Origin of the sequence: Bacillus cereus group sp. BfR-BA-01311, from assembly GCF_022664295.1 — a bacterium.
In the GTDB taxonomy this organism is placed as follows: Bacteria; Bacillota; Bacilli; order Bacillales; family Bacillaceae_G; genus Bacillus_A; species Bacillus_A cereus.
This window is the reverse complement of sequence record NZ_JAKUHC010000015.1, coordinates 37,537-57,222: the sequence shown is the minus strand read 5'-3', so window position 1 is coordinate 57,222 and position 19,686 is coordinate 37,537. Positions and strand designations below refer to the sequence as shown.

The window sequence follows — 19,686 nt, the reverse complement described above, 5'->3', positions numbered from 1 at the left end:
TATTGAATATAGGAGTTTTTTCTTTGTTTGAAAGTTCGAAAAGATATATAATAATTTTCTGACTATTAATTTATGGAGGGGTATTAATGAAAACTGAAACGTTACACACACAAGAAGACATTTTAAAAATGCTTGATTCATTATTAAGACCTGCAGAACCATTTTGGAATGATTTTTATAAGAATAGAGAAAAGGATGTTCCGTTTTTTGAAAATGTTCCAGATGAGAATCTAGTTTCGTATATACAAAAAGAGAGAGTTTCAAAAGGGAAGGTATTAGAACTTGGATGTGGTCCAGGTAGAAATGCCATTTATTTAGCGACTCAAGGATTTGATGTAACAGCAGTGGATTTATCTGTAGAAGGCATTAATTGGGCTAAAGAAAGGGCATTGGCAAAAGGGGTAGCAATTCATTTTATTTGTGATTCAATTTTTAATTTAGAGGTTCAAAACGAATTTGATTTTGTATACGATTCGGGCTGTTTGCATCACATTCCACCGCATAGAAGAATAAATTATGTGGATTTAATTAAAAACTCATTAAAATCGGGTGGTTATTTCGGATTAACATGTTTTGCGGCAGGCGATTTAGATGAGCGAAATGGATCGGAAATAACAGATTGGGATGTATATAGAGGATGGAGTCTACAAGGTGGTCTTGCATACTCGGAAGAAAAGTTAAGAGAGATATTTAAAGAATTTGAGGTAATTGAGATTAGAAGGATGAAACAAATGAAACAACCGAAAGAAATGTTTGGAGAATCATTTCTTTGGACAGCATTATTTAAGAAGAAATAATAAAGTAGATAATTGACAAACTCATCGTTTTTATAGACAATATATTCATAGGAATATACGTTCGGTTTTTGAGTGACGTATGTTTTACATAAATACATAACAAGGGGCTGTCTCCATATGAGTAACGCAAATCAAAAAATTACTACGTTTTTAATGTTTGAAGGCAAAGCTGAGGAAGCAATGAATTTTTATACGTCGCTATTTGATCAATCGGAAATTGTAAGTATTTCTCGCTACGATGAAAATGGACCTGGTAAAGAGGGAACTGTAATTCATGCAACTTTTACGCTAAATGGCCAAGAGTTTATGTGTATTGATAGTTATGTAAATCATAATTTTACATTCACTCCAGCTATGTCTCTTTATGTAACTTGTGAGACAGAAGAAGAAATTGAAACGGTCTTTCATAAACTAGCGCAGGATGGAGCAATTCTCATGCCTTTAGGTTCTTATCCGTTTAGTAAAAAGTTTGGCTGGTTAAATGATAAGTATGGTGTATCTTGGCAGTTAACTCTTGCTGAATAAAAAAGAAAAAGCGTAGCTTATTTTTGTTTGTAAAAGATGTTCATCTTGTATGGAATGAAGTTTCTAGGGTTTTAAAGAATAAAGGTATTCTTATTGCTGGATTTACAAATCCGTTACTATGGATTTTTGATGATAACCAAGAGCAAAAAGGTATTCTTGATATTAAACATTCAATTCCTTCATCAACATTGGATTATTTACCAGAGGATGAAGTTCAAGATTACATCGATTCAAATCAAACAATAGAATATGCGCATACTTTAGAAGACCAAATCCAAGGCCAAATTGAAGCTGGTTTTGCTATAACAGGTTTTTATGAGGATGATTTTGGTGGGACAAGGATATTAGATAAGCATATTAAAACATTTATTGCGACAAAAGCTATAAAGTTAAAGATGGATTAAGAATTTTTGCTTGTCATACGGGGCGTCAGTCGAAGAATGCTCTTAAAATAGAAAAGGATGGTGCTTTCCATCCTTTTCCTTATGTATTTTGAGTGTCGAAACTATTCTCAAAACAAGTTTTACACTACCAATTGTATAATTAGGTTATGCTTTTATATTAAGAATTTTGCTGACCAAATCTTTTCCCGAGTTTAGCTAACAATTCAGGTTGATCGCTTTGGCTCATTATAACTTCAATAAAGATAAGTTGATTCTTATTAAAAGTTATATTTGTTAAGACTTCTGCTAATTCTGCTTCATTTTCTACTTTAAATGTTAGACTTTTTTCTTCTGACCCAAATACCATTGATAGTTTATTGTAATCCCACATTTGTATATCATTATAAGGTTGGTTTTGGCCGTGAATGGCACGTTCAACGGTGTATCCGTTGTTATTGATTAAAAATATAATCGGTTTTAAATTTTGACGTAGTATAGTTGATAACTCTTGGGCAGTTACTTGGAAAGAACCATCACCAATAATTAAAATGTTGCGCCGTGATAAATTGGCGAGCTGTGTACCAAGTAGAGCGGGCAGTGTATATCCGATAGATCCCCATAACGGTTGTCCTACATATGCAGTGTTATTAGGTAGAGGGATAGCAGCACTACCAAAGAAAGGTGTTCCTTGTTCTACAATTAAGATGTCGTTTTCTTGTAAGAAATGGTACATTTGCTGCCAAAAACGTTTTTGTGTGACCATTTTTGCTTTTGGATTGAACTCTTCAGTAAAAGGTGATGGTGCTGAAATAAATGGCTTAATTTCAAGAGTATCTTTATTACGATGCGCAATTGAATCACTTAAATGTTGTAAAACATCCTGCATTACAACTGGACCGTATTTTTTATCTATAATTTTCACAGTGTAGGGATGGATTTCTATAACTTGTTCTTTTGTAAAACCTTGTGTGAAGCCGCCTGTAATAGTATCAGTTAACTTCACACCAATACTAATAATACAATCAGATTCATCAATTCTTTTTCGCAAGTACGGAGAACTTACATCACCAGTATAAATCCCTATAAATTGAGGGTGTTTTTCTGGGAATATTCCTTTTCCCATACTTAACGTCGCGATGGGAAACCCAGTTTTTTCTACAAATTGATGTAAATTTTCTTTAGCGTGAAATCGATCTACTTCAAAATCAGCTAAAATTACAGGTTTTTTGGCGTTATTTATTATTGAAGTAGCATGTAGTAGCATTTTATCCAACGCTTCTTTATTACTTAAAATCGGTTTATATAAAATTGGTTCTGTAGGTTTATTAATTGGTTTATTATATACATCAATCGGCAAATTAATATGAACCGGGCGTTTTTCATTCCAACATGCACGTAAAACACGGTCAATTTCCTCAGCAGCATGCTCAGGTGTTACATTTGTTTGTGCCACAGTGATTTCTCGATACATATTGGAAAAGTGATCGAACTTTCCATCTCCTAACGTATGATGGACGATTGCTCCATTTTCCATTACTTTTGTTGGTGGCGTACCCGTGATTTTTATAACTGGCACGTTTTCCGCATATGAGCCAGCAATACCGTTAATAGCGCTTAATTCTCCAACTCCGAAAGTAGTAATAAGAGCAGCGATTCCTTTTATGCGAGCGTACCCATCTGCTGCATATGCAGCATTTAATTCGTTACAATTGCCAATCCACTTTAAATTTTCATGTGCTACCACATCATCTAAAAAGGCAAGATTATAATCACCAGGAACCCCAAATATATGTTCAATTCCTAATTCATGTAGTCTATCCAATAAATATGTACTTACAGTATATTGTTTTTTCAAATGAATCATCTCCTAATTATGCAATGAATGTTTCAATAGACTAAATAAGTTCTAATGCGTTGATTAAAATATTCATTACTAGATTGTGGTATAATTTACATACAGGGGGAAAGTAGATGACACAACATAAAGAAGAACAGATGAATGAGGCATTAGCATTATTTTATTTTGCATATAAAACATTTACTGAAAAGCCAGATGAAATTATAAAAGAATATGGCATTCAACGAGTACATCATCGAATTTTATTTTTTATCGCACGTTTTCCAGGGATAAGTGTAAATGAGTTATTATCACTATTAGAAATAAGTAAACAAGCTCTCCACGGACCGCTACGTCAACTTGTGGAAAAGGGCTTAATTGAGAGTAATGAAGCTATGCATGATCGACGTGTGAAACAGTTGTCTTTAACAGAAAAAGGTACAGATTTAGAGAAAAAACTGAGTGATGTACAAAGACAACAAATGGGTTCTATTTTTTCAAAATTTGGTGAATCATGTGAGGACAATTGGCACCAAGTTATGAATGAAATGGCAAATAGCCGATCAGGTTTTGATGCTTGGATATCCAAACGTGAAATACCAGTCGATCAAAAATAATGAAAAAACTTCTGTTTTTATCGTTTGAAAAAGAACAAATTTTATCCATACATTTGGCAACTATGATTTGGTCATAGAGTGAATGGATAAAAAGATACATTACTAGATACTTTATACGTGTACGCAATGGAACAATAAAATTCACATTTCCGAAAGGGGAATTATAATGATAAAACTTGTACTTATTCGTCACGGACAAAGCTTATGGAATCTTGAAAATCGCTTTACTGGATGGACAGATGTTGATCTATCAGAGAATGGATTAAGTGAAGCGAGAGAAGCAGGAGCAATATTAAAGAAAAACGGATATACTTTTGATGTGGCTTATACATCAGTATTAAAACGCGCAATTCGGACGTTATGGATTGTACTTCATGAGATGGATCTTACTTGGGTTCCAATACATAAATCTTGGAAGCTAAATGAAAGACATTATGGTGCATTGCAAGGGCTGAATAAAGATGAAACTGCACAAAAATATGGTGAGGAGCAAGTTCATATTTGGAGAAGAAGTGTTGATGTAAGACCACCGGCTCTTACTGAAGACGATCCTCGATATGAAGCGACCGATCCAAGATATAAAACACTCAAAAAAGGTGAATTTCCATTAACTGAATGTTTAGAGGATACGGAGAAGAGAGTACTTGCTTATTGGCATTCAGAAATTGCGCCGACATTAAAAAGTGGTAATAAAGTAATTATTTCATCACACGGTAACACAATTCGCTCGCTAGTAAAATATTTAGACAACCTTTCAAGTGATGGTGTAGTTTCATTAAATATTCCCACTAGCATTCCGCTTGTTTATGAATTAGACGAAAACTTACGTCCGATTCGTCATTATTATTTAAGTATGGATGGAGAAGTACCTGAAGGGGAAATTCCGAAACATATTTCTTTTTAATACGAAAATTTGAAATGAATGCTTGTCTACATATACAATATAGACTCATGGTAAAGTGAAATTTTAATCAGTAGGGGTCTTATTTCCCACAAATAACAGGATAAAAGACGTGGTACTTTCTAATATATATGCGATGTAGCTAATTTTAGAAGCTTGTCCACGTCTTTTGTCATAAAGAGAGCAGCTTGCGCATGTAATGATATCGTGAGTAGTTTTTGAATGGAGGGTGATGTGATTAATGATCTCTAACATTCGAATTGGCTTATTTGTTTTAGCGATTGTCTTTGTAGTCCTTGTTTTCTTTTATTGGAAAAATGAGGAGTTGTACGAGGAGAAAAAGCAACGTATTAGAAAGGCTTGGTATGGTTTGTTTATCATATCTGTCACCGTGTATTTCATGATAAAAGGAATTGATTTAACCCTCTGGAAAAATCTTTTAATGTTTACTGCAATGGTTATTTTTGTTGATATTGCGTTCATTTTAACGCCTAATATTTCAGAAATATGGGGTGCGAAATTTAGCGATATTGGCAAGACAGTTCAATCAATAAAACGATCATTAATTGCATCTAAAGCGAGAGGGGAAATATACACGACAATTATTCAAAATGTTAATCCAGCAGTATTCGGTACGATGGAATGGCATACGGAAGAGGAATATACAAAGAGCTTAAATGCATTTTTAGATTCATATGGGGAAAAGATTGGCGCGAAAATTGTTGTTTTTGAAGCCGCGAAAGAGTTAAATACAAACTTTCGTGGTATTCGCTCGCAATTTAGTATTATCGTTCCGTTAGAACATATCGAGCAATTGAATGAGCAGAAAGCGGTGCAAGTAGAAAATGTCGGGATTATACCAGCAAAAATAGTAAGTGACGTTTTCATTGTTATTGATGGAAAGAAAAATAACCTGCAAGATCGGGATTTTGAAAATGTATATAATTTAACAATACATCATAGTTATTTTAGTAAATAAGGACAGAATCTTTTTCTGTCCTTTTCTTCTATACATAAATTAAAAACAAAATCCGACAAAGTTGAATAAAATTGGACAATCATTCCTACACTAGCATGTAGAGGTGATTGTAGTGGTAAAAGATTATGACAATGATTTTTTTAAAGAAGGTAACGAAGATACAACAGATTTCTCTTTAATAAAAGGGGATACGTTGCAGCAAGTAGAAGAATTAGAAGAAGAATTAAAAAGAAAATCATAAGTGTACACTCTTTCTACATTTGCTATATAATATAAATAAAAGGTTGTATCTTTTTGAAAAGGGGGAGAAGAGATGGCTGAAGTCAATGTGCAAAAGTCTTCGTTTTTTAAAGAAAAAAAAGAAGAATCCAATACAGATTTCTCTCTTGTGAAAGGTGCATTAACGGAGAATATAAATCGGTTAGAGAAACTGATGAATAATAGTAGTTCAAAATATATACAGGTGAAAAGAACAAAAGAAAATGCATAGAGCATTTTCTTTTGTTCTTTTATTTAATAGTAAACTTATCTTTTACTTTTTCAGGTAAATCTGCTTTCTGAATCTCTTCATAGGACTTTACTTCAATTGATGATATTTCATTTTTATTATTATCATCTTGATCTACATAAAGGCGTAAAAACGCGTCTGCATTTAATTTATGATTGTTTTCTTTTTTTGTACTTCTAAATGTAATTTGTTTTTTGACGCCATCTTCATCATATGCGGGCAGCGTATAGTTTCGTAAGTTTCTACCATCTACCTTTTCGATAGTTCCTTCGCCTTTTATCTGCATGTAATATACATCTTTACCAATTCTATTTAGTGACGCTCTCTCACAGCCAATAGTAAAACTAGAAAATAATAAACATAGTGTAATAATTGCTAAAAACTTTTTCATTTTCTTTATCTCCTTTAATGTGTTTCTTTAAAAAGTATACGGCTATTATTAAATGAGAAAAATCGATATAGATTACAATGCCCTTACAATGTTGTAAGAGTGTTTTACATAAAATGAACAATAAAAGTTAAAAGAAAGGTAAAATAATGAATCATGGTATAATGATAAAAGACTTACATAATATTTTTTCATTTTGAAAGGAGCTTGAAAAATGTATTCTACTTTAGAACAATTAACAAAGCACCCTGTATTTTATCATTTTGCAGAAATTTCAAAGATTCCTAGAGGATCAGGTAATGAAAAGGAAATTAGTGATTATTTAGTGGGCTTTGCAAAAGAGCGTAACTTAGAAGTCATTCAAGATGAAGCATTAAATGTCGTTATTAAAAAAGAAGCAACAGCTGGTTATGAAAATGTACCAGCTATTATTATTCAAGGTCATATGGATATGGTTTGCGAAAAAAATCAAGCAACAGTACATGATTTTGAAAAAGATCCAATTGAATTACGAATCATTGGGGACATGTTATATGCAAATCAAACAACTCTAGGTGCTGATAATGGTATTGCAGTTGCGTATGCATTAGCTTTATTAGATTCGAAAGAAATTCCGCATCCAGCACTTGAAGTCGTTATCACTACTGAAGAAGAAACGACAATGGGTGGGGCTTTTGCTATTGATCCAAATCATTTTGAAGGAAAGATATTTATAAATATTGATTCTGAAGAAGATCATAAATTACTTGTAAGTAGTGCAGGTGGTGCGAAAGCTGTTGAAACAATTCCCGTAATTTGGGATGAAACGCCAGCGAATATGGATGCATACCGTCTATATGTTGGTGGTCTAAAAGGCGGACATTCTGGTATGGAAATTGATAAACAACGCGGTAATGCGAACAAAGTATTAGGACGAGTATTACGTGATTTATCAGCACATACGGAGTTTAACATAAGTGAAGTTCACGGCGGATTAAAAACGAATGCAATTCCGCGTGAAAGTATAGCTACAATTTTAATTCGTACAGAAGATGTAGGACAAGTAGAAGAAAAACTAGAATCATGGACACGTGTATTACAAGAAGAAATGCGTGCTGTTGATCCAGATGTTCATGTTACACTGACAAAATTGGATGAAACAGTTGAAAAAGTATTTGCTAAAGAGACACAAAAGCAGCTTATTTCATCATTATTCTTAATTCCAAATGGCATTCAAAGTATGAGCATGGATATTAAAGGTCTTGTAGAAAGCTCAACAAATTTAGGCGTTATTGAAACGTTGCAAGATGAAATTAAATTACGTAACGAAGTGCGAAGTTCTGTAAGTAGTTTAAAACAACATGTTGCAGAAGAAATCAAATATATTGCTGAATTAGTTGGTGCTACATTTGAAATAGAGTCAGAGTATCCAGAATGGCCATACAATCCAAACTCACAAATTCGTAATTTATTTGAAAAAGTGCATCAAGAAAAATACAATAAAGAAATTGAAATCTTCGCTGTGCATGCGGGGATTGAGTGTAGCGCATTCGTTCAAAAAATGCCTGAATTAGATGCAATTTCATTCGGACCAGACATTTTTAACGTCCACACTCCAGATGAACATATCAGTATCTCTTCTGTAGTGAATAACTGGGGATTCTTCATTGATGTAATGAAGGGTACAAAAGAATTAGCTAAGTAATAACGACGAAATAAAAAGGAGCCTATAAAAATTTATAGGCTCCTTTTTTGTATTGGAATTTATCCCGCTATTTGCAGAGCAGCCCGATTGGTTTAACTAACAATCAGTGGGGGATGAATAAAACCACTACTGATCAAAGTTTCACTTTATGAGAAGTCATTTTTCGTTAGTATGTAATATTAAGCTTGAACAATTAATAAGGATGAATTGTTGATGTTTTTTAGTACTGATGAAGGGGTGGAGAAATGAAGGGAAGAAAGCATTTTATTGTTTGTATGTTTTTATTGTTCTTCACATTTAGTTTTATTGGTGTTCAGAAAATAATAGCAGAAGAAGTTGAATTTACAGGAACAACAGCTCCATTGAATGTAAATGTTAGAGAGGCAAAAAGTTTGAATGCAAATATTGTAGATGTGATTCCCGGAAATACAACAGTATCTTTTAAAGGATGGGAGTATGGTGAAGCGGTTAAAGATTACTGGACAGGAAATTTAGATAATCGTTGGTTTTATTATTTTAAAGATGGAAAAAAAGTATATGTAACGTCAGCGTATATTAATGGAAATCCTCCAAATACATCAATAGATCGTAAATTATCTGTACCTAACATATTACAAGAAAGATCAAATTGGTGTTGGGCAGGCACTTCGGTTTCAGTTTTAAATTATTTTGGGAAAACTCCTTCACAAGATCAGTACGTTAGGTATGTTAAGGGTGGATCATATAATAATCCTGCAACTTCACGTGAAATACAATATGGATTATCAGGATATGGTGTTAGCTCAGCTATAAGTTCTGGAGCAAAATCATATGATTGGTTCAAAAGACAAATTAATAGTAATCAGCCGATGATTGCACTCATTATGTGGCAAAATGGAGCTAACATCGGACACTTTCTAGTACTTGATGGGTTTTATAAAGGGACAAATGGAACAGATTATATAACGTACATGGACCCTTGGTATGGTGATCATTATAATCATAATTTCAGTACGTTCCATAACAATAATAATTTTTGGTGGAGTGAAACTGTTTATAATATCCATGCAAACTAATAATATTAAAAGCGGGGGTTCATAAATGGGAAAACTACTTAAGCTTGTGATACCGTGCATGTGCTTAATGACCGTTATTATTTTCGCTAGTAAAATTAGTTATGCATCAAAAAATAAAAGTGAATCAGTACAATCGATCGCATTAAAAGATTATCAATATAGTAAGGGAAGTTCTTCTGAAAATTTAAGTTTTGAAAAAATAACAACATCTCCATTTTCGTTACCAATCTATGCAACAATTCCAGCACAGCAAATTTTAAATAGCTCTGAATTTAAGAATTTACTATTACCAACAAATGAAAAGCTGTGGTTTATTATGAAGGGTGAGCAGCCAGAAGGACTAATTGTTGCGAATGATATTGAACCGATTCGAACGGGCGGAGAAAATAGAAGTAAAGATTTATATGGATTATATACAGCAATAAAGAATAATACAAATGAAACAAAAGATATTAGTTATTTCGAATTTGAAGGGCAAGGAATATTGGTAGTAAATCAAAATAATGATCAAGAAATATACCTTAGTAAAGGTGCCGCTGCCATATTAAAACTTCCTACTGGTCAAAAAGTATTGAGCAGTGAAGTATTACAGAAAATGAAAGAGAGAATTGTAACTGGTTTTGAATAGTGGTAATGTCTGATTCTTTTTTGTGTTTATACAGGGTTGAATAGGGAACAGGATCAATGGTAGCATTAGGGCATCTTTACTGTTTGAAACCTAATAGTGTATATAAAAAGGTTAGAGAAGTTAATTCTCTAACCTTTTTATATTAATGTATGAAATTTAAAAAGTGATGGAGTAAACCAAATAATAAAAATTTGTCTGCTCTTCTATTTTTATTTGCAATTTAAACTCGTTATATTCCGCTATCTATTGTACAACCTTTTTACATAGCTGAATTTTTTTATTTGAAAATAAGGGTGCATCTATAAAACCATAATGATAAACTAAAATACCTAATTCCACTCTAGAATTAATATGCCATTTTTCTTTAATATGATTAATTATCGTTGAAATTCTTCGAGGGGTAACATATATTTTTTTGGAAATTTCTGCATCTGTATATCCTTTTGCTACATAAATAGCTACTTCTAACTCTCTTTCGGTCAACATTCTTTTCATAAAATACGCTCCTTCGAAATTATTTATATAAAAATCAAAAGAAACTATTAAAAGAAATAAAGGTGAAAAATCATATTTATTTTAATCAGGCTATTTGCGGATAGTAAGACTCCCACCTCAAAATTTAGATGTGGCAAAGAAGTCGAACTCCCTGTAAAAGCCTGCCTGGAGTGGACTAATAATCAGTGGGGGGATAAAACTCCCATTAATTATTAGTGAACCATATTTTAATAATTTCTCGTATTGTAATACAAGTTTGTAAAAGAAACTATAAATCCATATAATTAGTAATTGTAACTATATTAATTTTACATTACATTAAAAGTTGGGAAATATTCTTATACTCATAAAGTGTTACATTTGAGGGAGGAAAGATGGAATTCTACAATCTTGGTATTATTATTAAAGAACTTAGAAAGAAAAAAAACATGTCACAATCTGAATTATGTCATGGAATATGTTCACAAAGTCAAATTAGTAAGATAGAAAAAGGTATTATTTATCCATCTAGCATATTGTTGTATCAATTATCTGAAAGACTTGGTATTGATCCAAATTATATATTCGCACTAACCAAAAATAAAAAAATAAAATATATTGAAAATGTAAAATGTGTAATGAGAGATTGTGTGAAACAAAAACAATATAATGAGCTTTACGAAATAGTAAAAAAAGAGAAAGATGAGAATAATTTTCAATCAAAAGAAGATAAACAATTTCTATTATGGCATGAAGCGATTGCTATATATTATGTAAATGGAGCAACAAGTAATGCCTTTGACATTTTAAATAGAGCACTAAAACAAACCTTAAGTAGTAGTAACTTTTTATCAGAAAAAGAAATAAGCATAATGAATTCAATTGCTATAATACATGCAGAAAATGAAGAGTATGAGAAAAGTATAAATATATTAAAACAAAGTTTAATTAATTTTAATAAGATAGAATTTCCTAGAGAAAAAGAAATCAAATTAAGACTCATTCATACGTTAACAAAATGTTTACACCTTGCAAATCAATATGAAGAAGCAATAAAGTATAGTGAAATAGGTATAAAATTAGCGATAAATATGAATACTTTATACTTATTAGGTGAATTATTTTTTGAAAAAGGTGCAATTTTATTGAAAGTTCAGCACTCAAATGAAGTTGGTTTAACAGACATAAAAAAAGCATTATTTATATTTGAACTAACTGAAAGAAAACAATATATAAAAATGATCAAGGAAAAATATATTAAAAATCAAGAATAAACAAGAAAGAATTCTAACATAAACTATTCCTAATTGTTATTTTTTTCTAAAAAAAGTACTGTAATACGAACTATTCCTAATTGTTATTTTTTTCTAAAAAAAGTACTGTAATACGAACTATTCCTAATTGTTGTTTATTGCTAAAATAAATACCGTAATATTAGATAAATATAAAGGGTGGCATTTTATGAAATCAAGAGGAATTACTCGTAAAGCAGATAGCATGGGGCGTATTGTTATTCCAATGGAAATAAGACGGAGTTTAGGAATTGTAGAAAAAGATTCTCTTGAAATGTTTATAGAAGAGGACCAGATTATTTTACGAAAATATCAATCTCCAAGAGCTTGTGCACTTACAGGGGATATTTCAGACAGCAATATTTCTTTAGCGAATGGGAAGATTATTGTAAGTCCAAACGGGATGGAACTGTTAATAAAGAAGTTACAGCAATATCTTTTAAAATAAAGTGAAACTTTAATCAGGGGGAGTTTTGTTCATCCCCACTGATTATCAGCCCTCACCAATCTTGCTTTTATGGGCAGCCCGAACCCCCACCTAACTTCTTTGCTTCCGCTGTATTTCGAGGTAGGGGTCTTACTGCCCGGCAAATAGCGGGGTAAAAGGTAAGTAAGAACTTTAAAATAGAATATACTTGAAAAAAATTCCTCTATCAATTTAGGGGGGGTTTTTATTTTTATCAATAAAATTGAGGGGTCGTAGTTCGTTCAATGGAATACGAATTACTTCATAAATAGTCTGACTATTTTTTATAAAAAAACTATTCATTTACATTTTTTGGTTTCGTGTTATATTTTTAATGTTAACATAGTTGTATTGAAAATTCCGATTTTAAAATTAGGAAAACTTTAGAAAATGAAAGAGATTTTTAAATTAAATTTACCAATTCAATAGAGGTTCGTCGGGGAAATGTACCTAAGAAGAAATCTCTTATAATCCACGTTTTTTATTTGGAAATCGGTAGTTCTAATAGCTCTGACGAAAAGCGAAGGAGCAAAAAAGAAATGGATAGTTTGTTTAATAGAAGATAGAGTATAAAAAATAAAACAACGGAGGTTTTATAATGAATAAAGGAATACTGCAGATTACAGAAATTGAAGAAATTAGCATTCCTAATGTATTGAAGGATAAAATGAAGAATCTGATAGAAAATGAATTGAAAACTCATAATCCTTATACTTGTGATCAAGAAATAGCAGCATATTTTTCAAAAGAGTGGCTTAATTGTTTGATTGACTATTCAAAGAAAAATCCGAATTCAGATATGAAAAACCTACTACATATAATAAAAATAGCGAATTGTGGCGGAAACGTACCACCTACTCTTATTAAAAATACTCCATGTGATCCTATGGAAACACTATTACCTGGGGAAAATCGCAGAGGTTTTAATTATGGCGAAGACGAACACGATAGAATGAAAAAATATTTTTATGCAGAATGGGTCACATGGCTTTTTGCCACACTTTTTAATTATGATGCTTTAATTCACCCATCCGAACATGCAGGGAAAAATAGATTTCATCTTATTTCACCTTTAAACAACGATGAAGTTTTGCGAAATGTCGGTGCAAGCACCGGTGGCGGGAACTTTTATCAACATAACGATGCCACAGTGTATACAGATATGAAAGACCAATCAGATATTGAAGCAAGATTGAAAACATTCAATACGAATTTAGAAATTGTATCAAATAGACTTAATAAATCCGTGGAACGAATAGTGTCTGAAATTACTTGTGGAAAATTTACTAGAGTTGATGCTCTTTTATTAAAAGGAGTGTTAAATTTAAAAACTCAAACTCATATTGGAACGCCAAAATTACTGCAAAAGCATCTTGAAGAAAATCACTTCAGTAAAGATGACATATTGGCGGTAAGTAAAATGCCTATTGCTCATATCGCAGGAATGGCTGATGGTGAAATATCGGGATTTGTAGGAGAAATAAACCAAATTATATTTTTAGATGATAATGGTGATATTATTGCAACTTGTTTGAATGGAGCGGAAAATAGATTAATTTATGTGGGAGAAAGTGAAGAAGAAAAATTGAAATTTGACATGTTTTTAGAACTCTTACGAACAACGCCTACTTATAAGGTTCCACTTACATCTGAAGATTTATTACTTATACCAAATTCATACTATGGTAAACAAACAAATGTAACTCATGGTAGGGAAAGGTTATCTGAGGAAGAATATAAAATCCCGATTGGAAACAATAAATATGGAAGAAGAATTGTTTGCAGACAATACGTTTCCAGTCGATTACGTGATCAAAAAGAAAGTTACTTTACAGATTTAATTAACTAGTTTAAAGAGAGGAGGGACGATGGGGAGGTTTGGGTTATAATAGCTCAAGCCTCCCCATATTCTTTGTATGGATTTTACTATTGAATTACTTATACTACTATTTTTAGTAGCTGTATTAGCAGGATGGATAGATACGATTGCTGGGGGCGGTGGTATGATAACTATCCCGATAATGTTATTAGTAGGTATGTCTCCTTCTGTAGCGATAGCGACTAATAAACTACAAGGGAGTAGCGGAACTCTCATGGCAACAGTGTTTTTTATTAAGAAGAAAGAAATTAATCTTAAAGAAATGCGTTTGTCCATCTTAATGACCTTTTTGGGATCAGTTTTGGGTGGATGGCTTGTTTTACAGATACGAGCAGAATATTTAATCATGATATTACCTTTTTTACTTATTATTATTGGTCTTTATTTTCTATTATCTCCAAATATAGCAAACGAAGATCGACCGAGAAAAATAAGTATGTTGTTGTTTGCGTTAACAGTGGCTCCATTCCTTGGATTTTATGATGGTTTCTTCGGCCCAGGAACAGGTAGTTTAATTGCTTTAGCATTCATTCTTTTATGTGGATATAGTGCTACGAGAGCAACTGCAAATGCTAAAATCTTGAATTTTACAAGTAATTTCGCTGCTTTGTTATATTTTATTATTTTTGGCCAAATCGATTGGACAATTGGGTTGATTATGATGCTTGGTCAAATTATAGGATCGTATATTGGAGCGAAGATGGTGCTTACAAAAGGGACGTCATTAATACGACCAATAGTGGTTATTGTTTGCTTTGTCATGGCAATTAAAATTTTTTTACAAAATATAAACTGAATGTAATCAATATATTATTTGGATCAAAGTTAGAGTGTTTTCATGTTCTTATTGCAGTATTACGCTGTTTAAGATGTGTTCAAAATTACACAATTTGACTAGTGTAATGTATTGCGTTATGCTTTTTTTAGTATAAAAGAAAGGCTTGAAGATAATGATTCGTCGTTTGAGAAAGCTAAAAAATGTAGCTGTCGTAGTAAGCTTCTAAGTAAATAGCAAAATATATAATACTTAGAAGCGAGGAATAAAGTTATGAAGTATCCATTATTTAATCATTGGTCAGAAACAAAGTATATAAAAGATATAGTAACAAATCCACTCATTGAAGTGGGAGAGTACTCCTATTATTCAGGCTATTATAGTCATCAAAATTTTGAAGATGGCTGTGTAAGGTATTTGTGGGGGGATGCTAAGTCTCAAGCACTTTTCAATCCAATTGAACAGATGGGATGGCATCTTGATAAACTCATTATTGGGAATTATGTTTGCATTGCAAGTGGGGTAGTCATTTTAATGGGTGGTAATCATAATCATCACTCAGAATGGATTACAGTATATCCATTCGCTGAGCAAATCAAACAATCATATGAACCAAAGGGCGATACAGTCATTCAAAGTGATGCTTGGATTGGAATGAATGCTATAATAATGCCTGGCGTTACTATTGGTGAAGGGGCAATTGTTGCTGCAGGATCTGTCGTAAGTAAAGATGTTCCGCCGTATACAATAGTTGGTGGAAATCCTGCTAAGGAAATAAAGAAACGATTCACTGATATAGAGATAAATATGTTAATGGAAATGCGTTGGTTTGATTGGGATAGGAAATTGATTGAGAAGGCAATTCCGCTGTTATCTAGTCCATCCATCGAACCATTATTTGCTTTTTATAGAAATGAAGTGAAAAATAAATAAATTAGTTAGAAAAACTACATCCAGTATAGGTTGTAGTTTTTTTATTACAAAAAACTAATAGTTTAGACTAAATAAAATTCATCTCTAATATAGGTCTAGCAAATAGCTGAATTGAATAATTAAAATCCTTGATAGCTAATAAAAGAATGTTTTGTTACCAGTGTGTCTTGATATTTAATGGGGACACATTGGTTTTATCCCGTAAAAGTATTTTTAAATAAGAGTGTATTTGTATATTTAGGAGAAATTTCATACAGTATCTATTTGTGTCATTTTCCAATCATGATGGTACTATTTAAACTTTTGTATACAAAAATACCTATCTTTTTCCTTCTTACTTTGTGCATTGCAATGACACTACTTTTTTCTATAGTTTCATATCATTTAATCGAAAAGAAATGTATCAACTGGGCAAAACAAAGAACAACAAATTTTTTGAAAAAAGTATAATTCCTAGATAGATTTTATTTCTTTAGTAAATATATGAATATGACCGATTCCTAAGTATACTTAGGAATCGGTCAATTTTAGATTCTAAATGTAAATATAGTAAAGTGGAATATAATTGAAATCGAAAGCCACTTAGAAATAACAATTACGGTGTGAGCTATTGTATAGTATAGATATGGTTAACAATAAAGGGGGAATACATATGTGGAAGCGATTTGTAGCAATTGGCGATAGTTTTACAGAGGGGATAGGGGATGAAGTTGAGGGAATTGCATTAAAAAGCTGGGTAGATCATTTTGTTCAACTGTGTGAAAATAATATAGAATATGCCAATTTTGCAAAGCGTGGGTTAGTAACTAAAGAAATTCGATCGCAGCAATTGGAAAAGGTGCTAACTTTTAATCCAGATTTGGTTAGTCTCATTGCAGGGGCAAACGATGTTTTAAAAGGACGTTGGAATCATGATGCATATAAGAACGATATGGAATTTATGATAGATACATTAAGTAAAGCAGGGGCTGATATTATTATAGCAAACCTTCCAGATTTTACAGTTAGGCTTCCTTTTGCTTCTGAAAAAAAACAAGTAATAAAAGAACAATTATTAGAGGCAAATGAAGTTATACATTCACTGAGCAGAGAGTATAAGCTTCATCATGTTGATTTTTGGAATCATCATTTAGTTAATGACAATACGCTTTGGTCTAAGGATTTAATTCATCCAAACTCAAAAGGATATGTAAAAGTTGCTGAACTAATTTTTAGTAGTTTGCCTGTACAGAAGACAAAATAATAGTTTGCAATGTAACGAATATGATATTAAGTGTATGAAGCTATGTTTTTTAGTAAATGGAAAGAACTAAACATTTAGCAAACAAAGCGTTTCTACGATATATTTCTACAGTAGTGCACAAATACAGAATCACAAAGAAAGATCACTTATGGAAATAGGTGGTCTTTAAATGTTTTTATAACTAAATTAGTATATACTGTATTACTAACAGTTTCGTACTACATAAAAATTAAGTTCTCTTATAGAAAAACTGATTTTATATTATCTTAAAATATAATAAAACGTTCAAAACATATTTTGGGTATGTATACTAATTGTGAATGATGTGTAATTTTTTGAAGTATAAATATCCAATAAATAAAATAGGTAGTAGGTGCAGAAGTATTAATACTATATTATTCAATTCTTGTTATGAGTACATTAGTGATTGGTAATATTATATTTTTATTATCAACTTTAGTTATTGGGATTAATTTGCATAGAAAATATGTAGGATAAGAAAAAAATATACTTTATTGTATATTTTTTTTGTTTAGTAGGATTTACGGTCTCTTTAAACTATTATGTTAATAAAATTAAAAAACTTAATTCTTGATACCCTTATGGTTAAAGCTATCTATAAAATGAAAATATAAATAAATAAATAATAGTTTGTTATGATTTGTGGATTTGGTTTTTTATCCGAATTTTCTGATTCAAATATTTCAACTTTATGAATATAGTAGGTGAAATATTTGTGTGATAGTATTTGAGATAGAAAAAAGCCAACTTTAAAAAGGATGTGAATTGAATGTGTAAACGACTGTAAAGGGTTATATTAAGGCAACGTTTAGCTGTTATTAGTGTAAGATAAAGATATATTTTGTAACAGTTGATATAAAAATGAAGAAATAGGTACGCTTTCGTTTGTCTGACTATTTTAAATATATGAAAAATAAGACCGGTTTGAGTTTTGGCGAAGTTAAATTCTAGGTGAGATGTCAATAATGATTAATTAGGTTTAATAAAGAGGTACCTTATACGCAAAAGCGTTTATATTAGTAACCTAAGGAGCTTGCTTTTATGAAAACTACTGATTCAAAAGGCCTATTAGGAAATAGGGTTTATTTACAAGTTTTCTCTGCCTATTCATTGCTTATGCTTGGTGTTTTTATTGATATGTTAGCGATTATGACTATAGTTGGGTTTGAATGGGAAGTAGATCCTACTATGATTGGATTGATTCCTGTTGCATATGCACTTCCTGGAATTATTTTTGGCTCATGGGCAGGTGTTATTGCAGATCGTTTTAGAAAAATTCCAATTATGATGTTCTGTAATCTAATGGTTGGTCTAATAACAATTGCTCTTTTATTTGTACAAGATATCCACTGGCTCTTAGTGGCATTAATGATTCGTTCCATTTTTATTGTTTTCTATTATCCTGCACAGCAAACACTAACAAGACAGATTGTATCCCCGGACTTGCTTACTAAAGCAGTAAGTATCAACGGAATAGTAGAGCAGGGTACCAAGATAGTAGGCCCCCTTATAGGGGGCATGTTGTTGAGCTGGTTTCAACCAGAGTTCTGCCTCATTATAAGAGCTATAAGTTGTTTATTAGCTACCTTAGTTCTCATACCCACAATAAAATTTAAAGAAACTATATCGAAAGAATTTGTTGAACAGCAAAAACAAAGTACTTGGACCGCTTGGGTACAAGGGTGGGGTTATGTGTTATCTAATCGGATAATATTATCAACCATGATTTTCGTTACAATAGCCATGGCGGTATTACAATTAGTAGACTCACAATTCCCAACTTTATTTAAGAGCTTATTCCCACATGATAAAAGTAAAATGGGATATATCATTTCTATTATTGGTCTTGGCGGAATACTTGGTGCATTACTAACTCAGAAATTAAAACAATTTCAATATGGCTGGGTAGTATGTGGAGGTATGGTTTTAATGGGAATTGGTTTTGGGGGGATTGGTTTGATAACGCCCGGTACGGTCTTCGTTTTAGCTTATTTAATTAGTTTTATCGCTGGTATCGGAAGTGGGCTGATGCTTGTATCTAATCAAGTCATTTTACAAATAGAATCCGATCAAGATCAAGTAGGAAGAGTATTTGGTATACAAAGCAGTTTAACAAACGCAGTTCTAATTATTTCTCCTGCTATGAGTGGTCCATTAGTGCATTTGTTTGGAGTAACTCAACTCTATGTTTATGGAGGGATTGGGCTTGTTATTATTGGAGTAATTGGAGTTTCACTGCAGAAATATTTATGGGCTAAACATAAACACGAACCTATAAGAGCAAATAATTTTTGAAGGGAA

General features: G+C 31.9%; 20 protein-coding genes and 2 pseudogenes. 19 read left to right on the top strand and 3 right to left on the bottom strand.

The features are described from left to right. Positions 1 to 86 precede the first annotated feature (86 nt). The 3 genes and pseudogenes from MR136_RS24095 to MR136_RS24085 form a co-directional block, all read left to right on the top strand. The gene (locus MR136_RS24095) at positions 87 to 797 is read left to right on the top strand and encodes a class I SAM-dependent methyltransferase (RefSeq protein ID WP_242259652.1); all 711 of its coding nucleotides are present in this window, start codon (positions 87 to 89) and stop codon (positions 795 to 797) included. Between the two features lie 117 nt (positions 798 to 914). Further along, positions 915 to 1,322, top strand: a complete 408-nt coding sequence (locus MR136_RS24090; RefSeq protein ID WP_000063589.1) for a VOC family protein — start codon at positions 915 to 917, stop codon at positions 1,320 to 1,322. A gap of 23 nt (positions 1,323 to 1,345) precedes the next feature. Continuing rightward, positions 1,346 to 1,726: pseudogene (locus tag MR136_RS24085) on the top strand (SAM-dependent methyltransferase); the annotation flags it as partial. 157 nt (positions 1,727 to 1,883) lie between these two features. Here the strand turns inward: MR136_RS24085 and MR136_RS24080 are convergent. Beyond that, the gene (locus MR136_RS24080; protein ID WP_242259651.1) at positions 1,884 to 3,569 is read right to left on the bottom strand and encodes an alpha-keto acid decarboxylase family protein; all 1,686 of its coding nucleotides are present in this window, start codon (positions 3,567 to 3,569) and stop codon (positions 1,884 to 1,886) included. A 107-nt stretch (positions 3,570 to 3,676) separates the two neighbouring features. Between MR136_RS24080 and MR136_RS24075 the strand changes: the two genes are divergently transcribed. The 5 genes from MR136_RS24075 (at position 3,677) to spoIISB (ending at position 6,529) form a co-directional block, all read left to right on the top strand. Then, complete coding sequence (locus tag MR136_RS24075) at positions 3,677 to 4,159, top strand: MarR family winged helix-turn-helix transcriptional regulator (protein WP_242259650.1); 483 nt, start codon at positions 3,677 to 3,679, stop codon at positions 4,157 to 4,159. Between the two features lie 166 nt (positions 4,160 to 4,325). Then, entirely contained in the window at positions 4,326 to 5,063 is a 738-nt protein-coding gene (gpmA, locus tag MR136_RS24070) for a 2,3-diphosphoglycerate-dependent phosphoglycerate mutase (RefSeq protein WP_000594152.1), read from the top strand. Between the two features lie 238 nt (positions 5,064 to 5,301). Further along, positions 5,302 to 6,039: a type II toxin-antitoxin system SpoIISA family toxin gene (locus MR136_RS24065; protein WP_242259649.1), complete on the top strand. Its 738-nt coding sequence runs from the start codon at positions 5,302 to 5,304 to the stop codon at positions 6,037 to 6,039. A 112-nt stretch (positions 6,040 to 6,151) separates the two neighbouring features. Beyond that, complete coding sequence (locus MR136_RS24060) at positions 6,152 to 6,280, top strand: hypothetical protein (RefSeq protein WP_000237819.1); 129 nt, start codon at positions 6,152 to 6,154, stop codon at positions 6,278 to 6,280. Between the two features lie 72 nt (positions 6,281 to 6,352). Then, entirely contained in the window at positions 6,353 to 6,529 is a 177-nt protein-coding gene (spoIISB, locus tag MR136_RS24055; RefSeq protein WP_000852629.1) for a stage II sporulation protein SB, read from the top strand. 19 nt (positions 6,530 to 6,548) lie between these two features. On the opposite strand, the gene MR136_RS24050 is transcribed toward spoIISB, so the two are convergent. Further along, positions 6,549 to 6,938, bottom strand: coding sequence for a YxeA family protein (locus MR136_RS24050; RefSeq protein WP_242259648.1), 390 nt, complete (start codon positions 6,936 to 6,938; stop codon positions 6,549 to 6,551). A gap of 211 nt (positions 6,939 to 7,149) precedes the next feature. Between MR136_RS24050 and pepD the strand changes: the two genes are divergently transcribed. From pepD to MR136_RS24035, 3 genes are all read left to right on the top strand, one after another. Continuing rightward, complete coding sequence (pepD, locus tag MR136_RS24045) at positions 7,150 to 8,619, top strand: beta-Ala-His dipeptidase (protein ID WP_242259647.1); 1,470 nt, start codon at positions 7,150 to 7,152, stop codon at positions 8,617 to 8,619. 245 nt (positions 8,620 to 8,864) lie between these two features. Further along, positions 8,865 to 9,674 (top strand): papain-like cysteine protease family protein, encoded by an 810-nt coding sequence (locus MR136_RS24040; protein WP_000678369.1) that lies wholly within the window; start codon positions 8,865 to 8,867, stop codon positions 9,672 to 9,674. 25 nt (positions 9,675 to 9,699) lie between these two features. Continuing rightward, a complete protein-coding gene (locus tag MR136_RS24035) occupies positions 9,700 to 10,302 on the top strand; it encodes a hypothetical protein (RefSeq protein WP_000517271.1) in 603 nt (200 codons plus the stop codon). Between the two features lie 243 nt (positions 10,303 to 10,545). On the opposite strand, the gene MR136_RS24030 is transcribed toward MR136_RS24035, so the two are convergent. After that, positions 10,546 to 10,797: a response regulator transcription factor gene (locus MR136_RS24030; RefSeq protein WP_000827560.1), complete on the bottom strand. Its 252-nt coding sequence runs from the start codon at positions 10,795 to 10,797 to the stop codon at positions 10,546 to 10,548. A gap of 374 nt (positions 10,798 to 11,171) precedes the next feature. Between MR136_RS24030 and MR136_RS24025 the strand changes: the two genes are divergently transcribed. The 8 genes and pseudogenes from MR136_RS24025 (at position 11,172) to MR136_RS23990 (ending at position 19,680) form a co-directional block, all read left to right on the top strand. Next, positions 11,172 to 12,050 carry a helix-turn-helix domain-containing protein gene (locus MR136_RS24025; protein ID WP_000397979.1) on the top strand — a complete coding sequence of 293 codons (879 nt, stop codon included), beginning with the start codon at positions 11,172 to 11,174 and terminating at the stop codon, positions 12,048 to 12,050. Positions 12,051 to 12,237: 187 nt separating this feature from the next. Continuing rightward, positions 12,238 to 12,516 carry an AbrB/MazE/SpoVT family DNA-binding domain-containing protein gene (locus MR136_RS24020; protein WP_000842216.1) on the top strand — a complete coding sequence of 93 codons (279 nt, stop codon included), beginning with the start codon at positions 12,238 to 12,240 and terminating at the stop codon, positions 12,514 to 12,516. A 616-nt stretch (positions 12,517 to 13,132) separates the two neighbouring features. Further along, positions 13,133 to 14,383, top strand: a complete 1,251-nt coding sequence (locus tag MR136_RS24015; RefSeq protein WP_001032358.1) for a hypothetical protein — start codon at positions 13,133 to 13,135, stop codon at positions 14,381 to 14,383. A 67-nt stretch (positions 14,384 to 14,450) separates the two neighbouring features. Beyond that, positions 14,451 to 15,209: a TSUP family transporter gene (locus MR136_RS24010; protein ID WP_000347994.1), complete on the top strand. Its 759-nt coding sequence runs from the start codon at positions 14,451 to 14,453 to the stop codon at positions 15,207 to 15,209. 252 nt (positions 15,210 to 15,461) lie between these two features. Then, positions 15,462 to 16,121, top strand: a complete 660-nt coding sequence (locus MR136_RS24005; protein ID WP_078421164.1) for a CatB-related O-acetyltransferase — start codon at positions 15,462 to 15,464, stop codon at positions 16,119 to 16,121. Positions 16,122 to 16,322: 201 nt separating this feature from the next. Then, positions 16,323 to 16,571 (top strand): annotated as a pseudogene (locus MR136_RS24000) (acyltransferase family protein); the annotation flags it as partial. Between the two features lie 202 nt (positions 16,572 to 16,773). Continuing rightward, positions 16,774 to 17,364 (top strand): SGNH/GDSL hydrolase family protein, encoded by a 591-nt coding sequence (locus tag MR136_RS23995; RefSeq protein ID WP_119683391.1) that lies wholly within the window; start codon positions 16,774 to 16,776, stop codon positions 17,362 to 17,364. 1,062 nt (positions 17,365 to 18,426) lie between these two features. Beyond that, complete coding sequence (locus MR136_RS23990; RefSeq protein WP_000858621.1) at positions 18,427 to 19,680, top strand: MFS transporter; 1,254 nt, start codon at positions 18,427 to 18,429, stop codon at positions 19,678 to 19,680. Positions 19,681 to 19,686 lie beyond the last annotated feature (6 nt).

Excerpts from the sequence above, each read along its gene's own strand:
- MR136_RS23990 (WP_000858621.1), top strand. The coding sequence starts at position 18,427 with ATGAAAACTACTGATTCAAAAGGCCTATTAGGAAATAGGGTTTATTTA.
- MR136_RS24035 (WP_000517271.1), top strand. The coding sequence starts at position 9,700 with ATGGGAAAACTACTTAAGCTTGTGATACCGTGCATGTGCTTAATGACC.
- MR136_RS24015 (WP_001032358.1), top strand. The coding sequence starts at position 13,133 with ATGAATAAAGGAATACTGCAGATTACAGAAATTGAAGAAATTAGCATT.
- MR136_RS24075 (WP_242259650.1), top strand. The coding sequence starts at position 3,677 with ATGACACAACATAAAGAAGAACAGATGAATGAGGCATTAGCATTATTT.
- gpmA (WP_000594152.1), top strand. The coding sequence starts at position 4,326 with ATGATAAAACTTGTACTTATTCGTCACGGACAAAGCTTATGGAATCTT.
- MR136_RS24080 (WP_242259651.1), bottom strand. The coding sequence starts at position 3,569 with ATGATTCATTTGAAAAAACAATATACTGTAAGTACATATTTATTGGAT.
- MR136_RS24005 (WP_078421164.1), top strand. The coding sequence starts at position 15,462 with ATGAAGTATCCATTATTTAATCATTGGTCAGAAACAAAGTATATAAAA.
- MR136_RS24010 (WP_000347994.1), top strand. The coding sequence starts at position 14,451 with ATGGATTTTACTATTGAATTACTTATACTACTATTTTTAGTAGCTGTA.
- MR136_RS24090 (WP_000063589.1), top strand. The coding sequence starts at position 915 with ATGAGTAACGCAAATCAAAAAATTACTACGTTTTTAATGTTTGAAGGC.
- MR136_RS24030 (WP_000827560.1), bottom strand. The coding sequence starts at position 10,797 with ATGAAAAGAATGTTGACCGAAAGAGAGTTAGAAGTAGCTATTTATGTA.
- MR136_RS24095 (WP_242259652.1), top strand. The coding sequence starts at position 87 with ATGAAAACTGAAACGTTACACACACAAGAAGACATTTTAAAAATGCTT.
- spoIISB (WP_000852629.1), top strand. The coding sequence starts at position 6,353 with ATGGCTGAAGTCAATGTGCAAAAGTCTTCGTTTTTTAAAGAAAAAAAA.
- MR136_RS24020 (WP_000842216.1), top strand. The coding sequence starts at position 12,238 with ATGAAATCAAGAGGAATTACTCGTAAAGCAGATAGCATGGGGCGTATT.
- MR136_RS23995 (WP_119683391.1), top strand. The coding sequence starts at position 16,774 with ATGTGGAAGCGATTTGTAGCAATTGGCGATAGTTTTACAGAGGGGATA.
- MR136_RS24065 (WP_242259649.1), top strand. The coding sequence starts at position 5,302 with ATGATCTCTAACATTCGAATTGGCTTATTTGTTTTAGCGATTGTCTTT.
- MR136_RS24040 (WP_000678369.1), top strand. The coding sequence starts at position 8,865 with ATGAAGGGAAGAAAGCATTTTATTGTTTGTATGTTTTTATTGTTCTTC.
- MR136_RS24050 (WP_242259648.1), bottom strand. The coding sequence starts at position 6,938 with ATGAAAAAGTTTTTAGCAATTATTACACTATGTTTATTATTTTCTAGT.
- pepD (WP_242259647.1), top strand. The coding sequence starts at position 7,150 with ATGTATTCTACTTTAGAACAATTAACAAAGCACCCTGTATTTTATCAT.
- MR136_RS24025 (WP_000397979.1), top strand. The coding sequence starts at position 11,172 with ATGGAATTCTACAATCTTGGTATTATTATTAAAGAACTTAGAAAGAAA.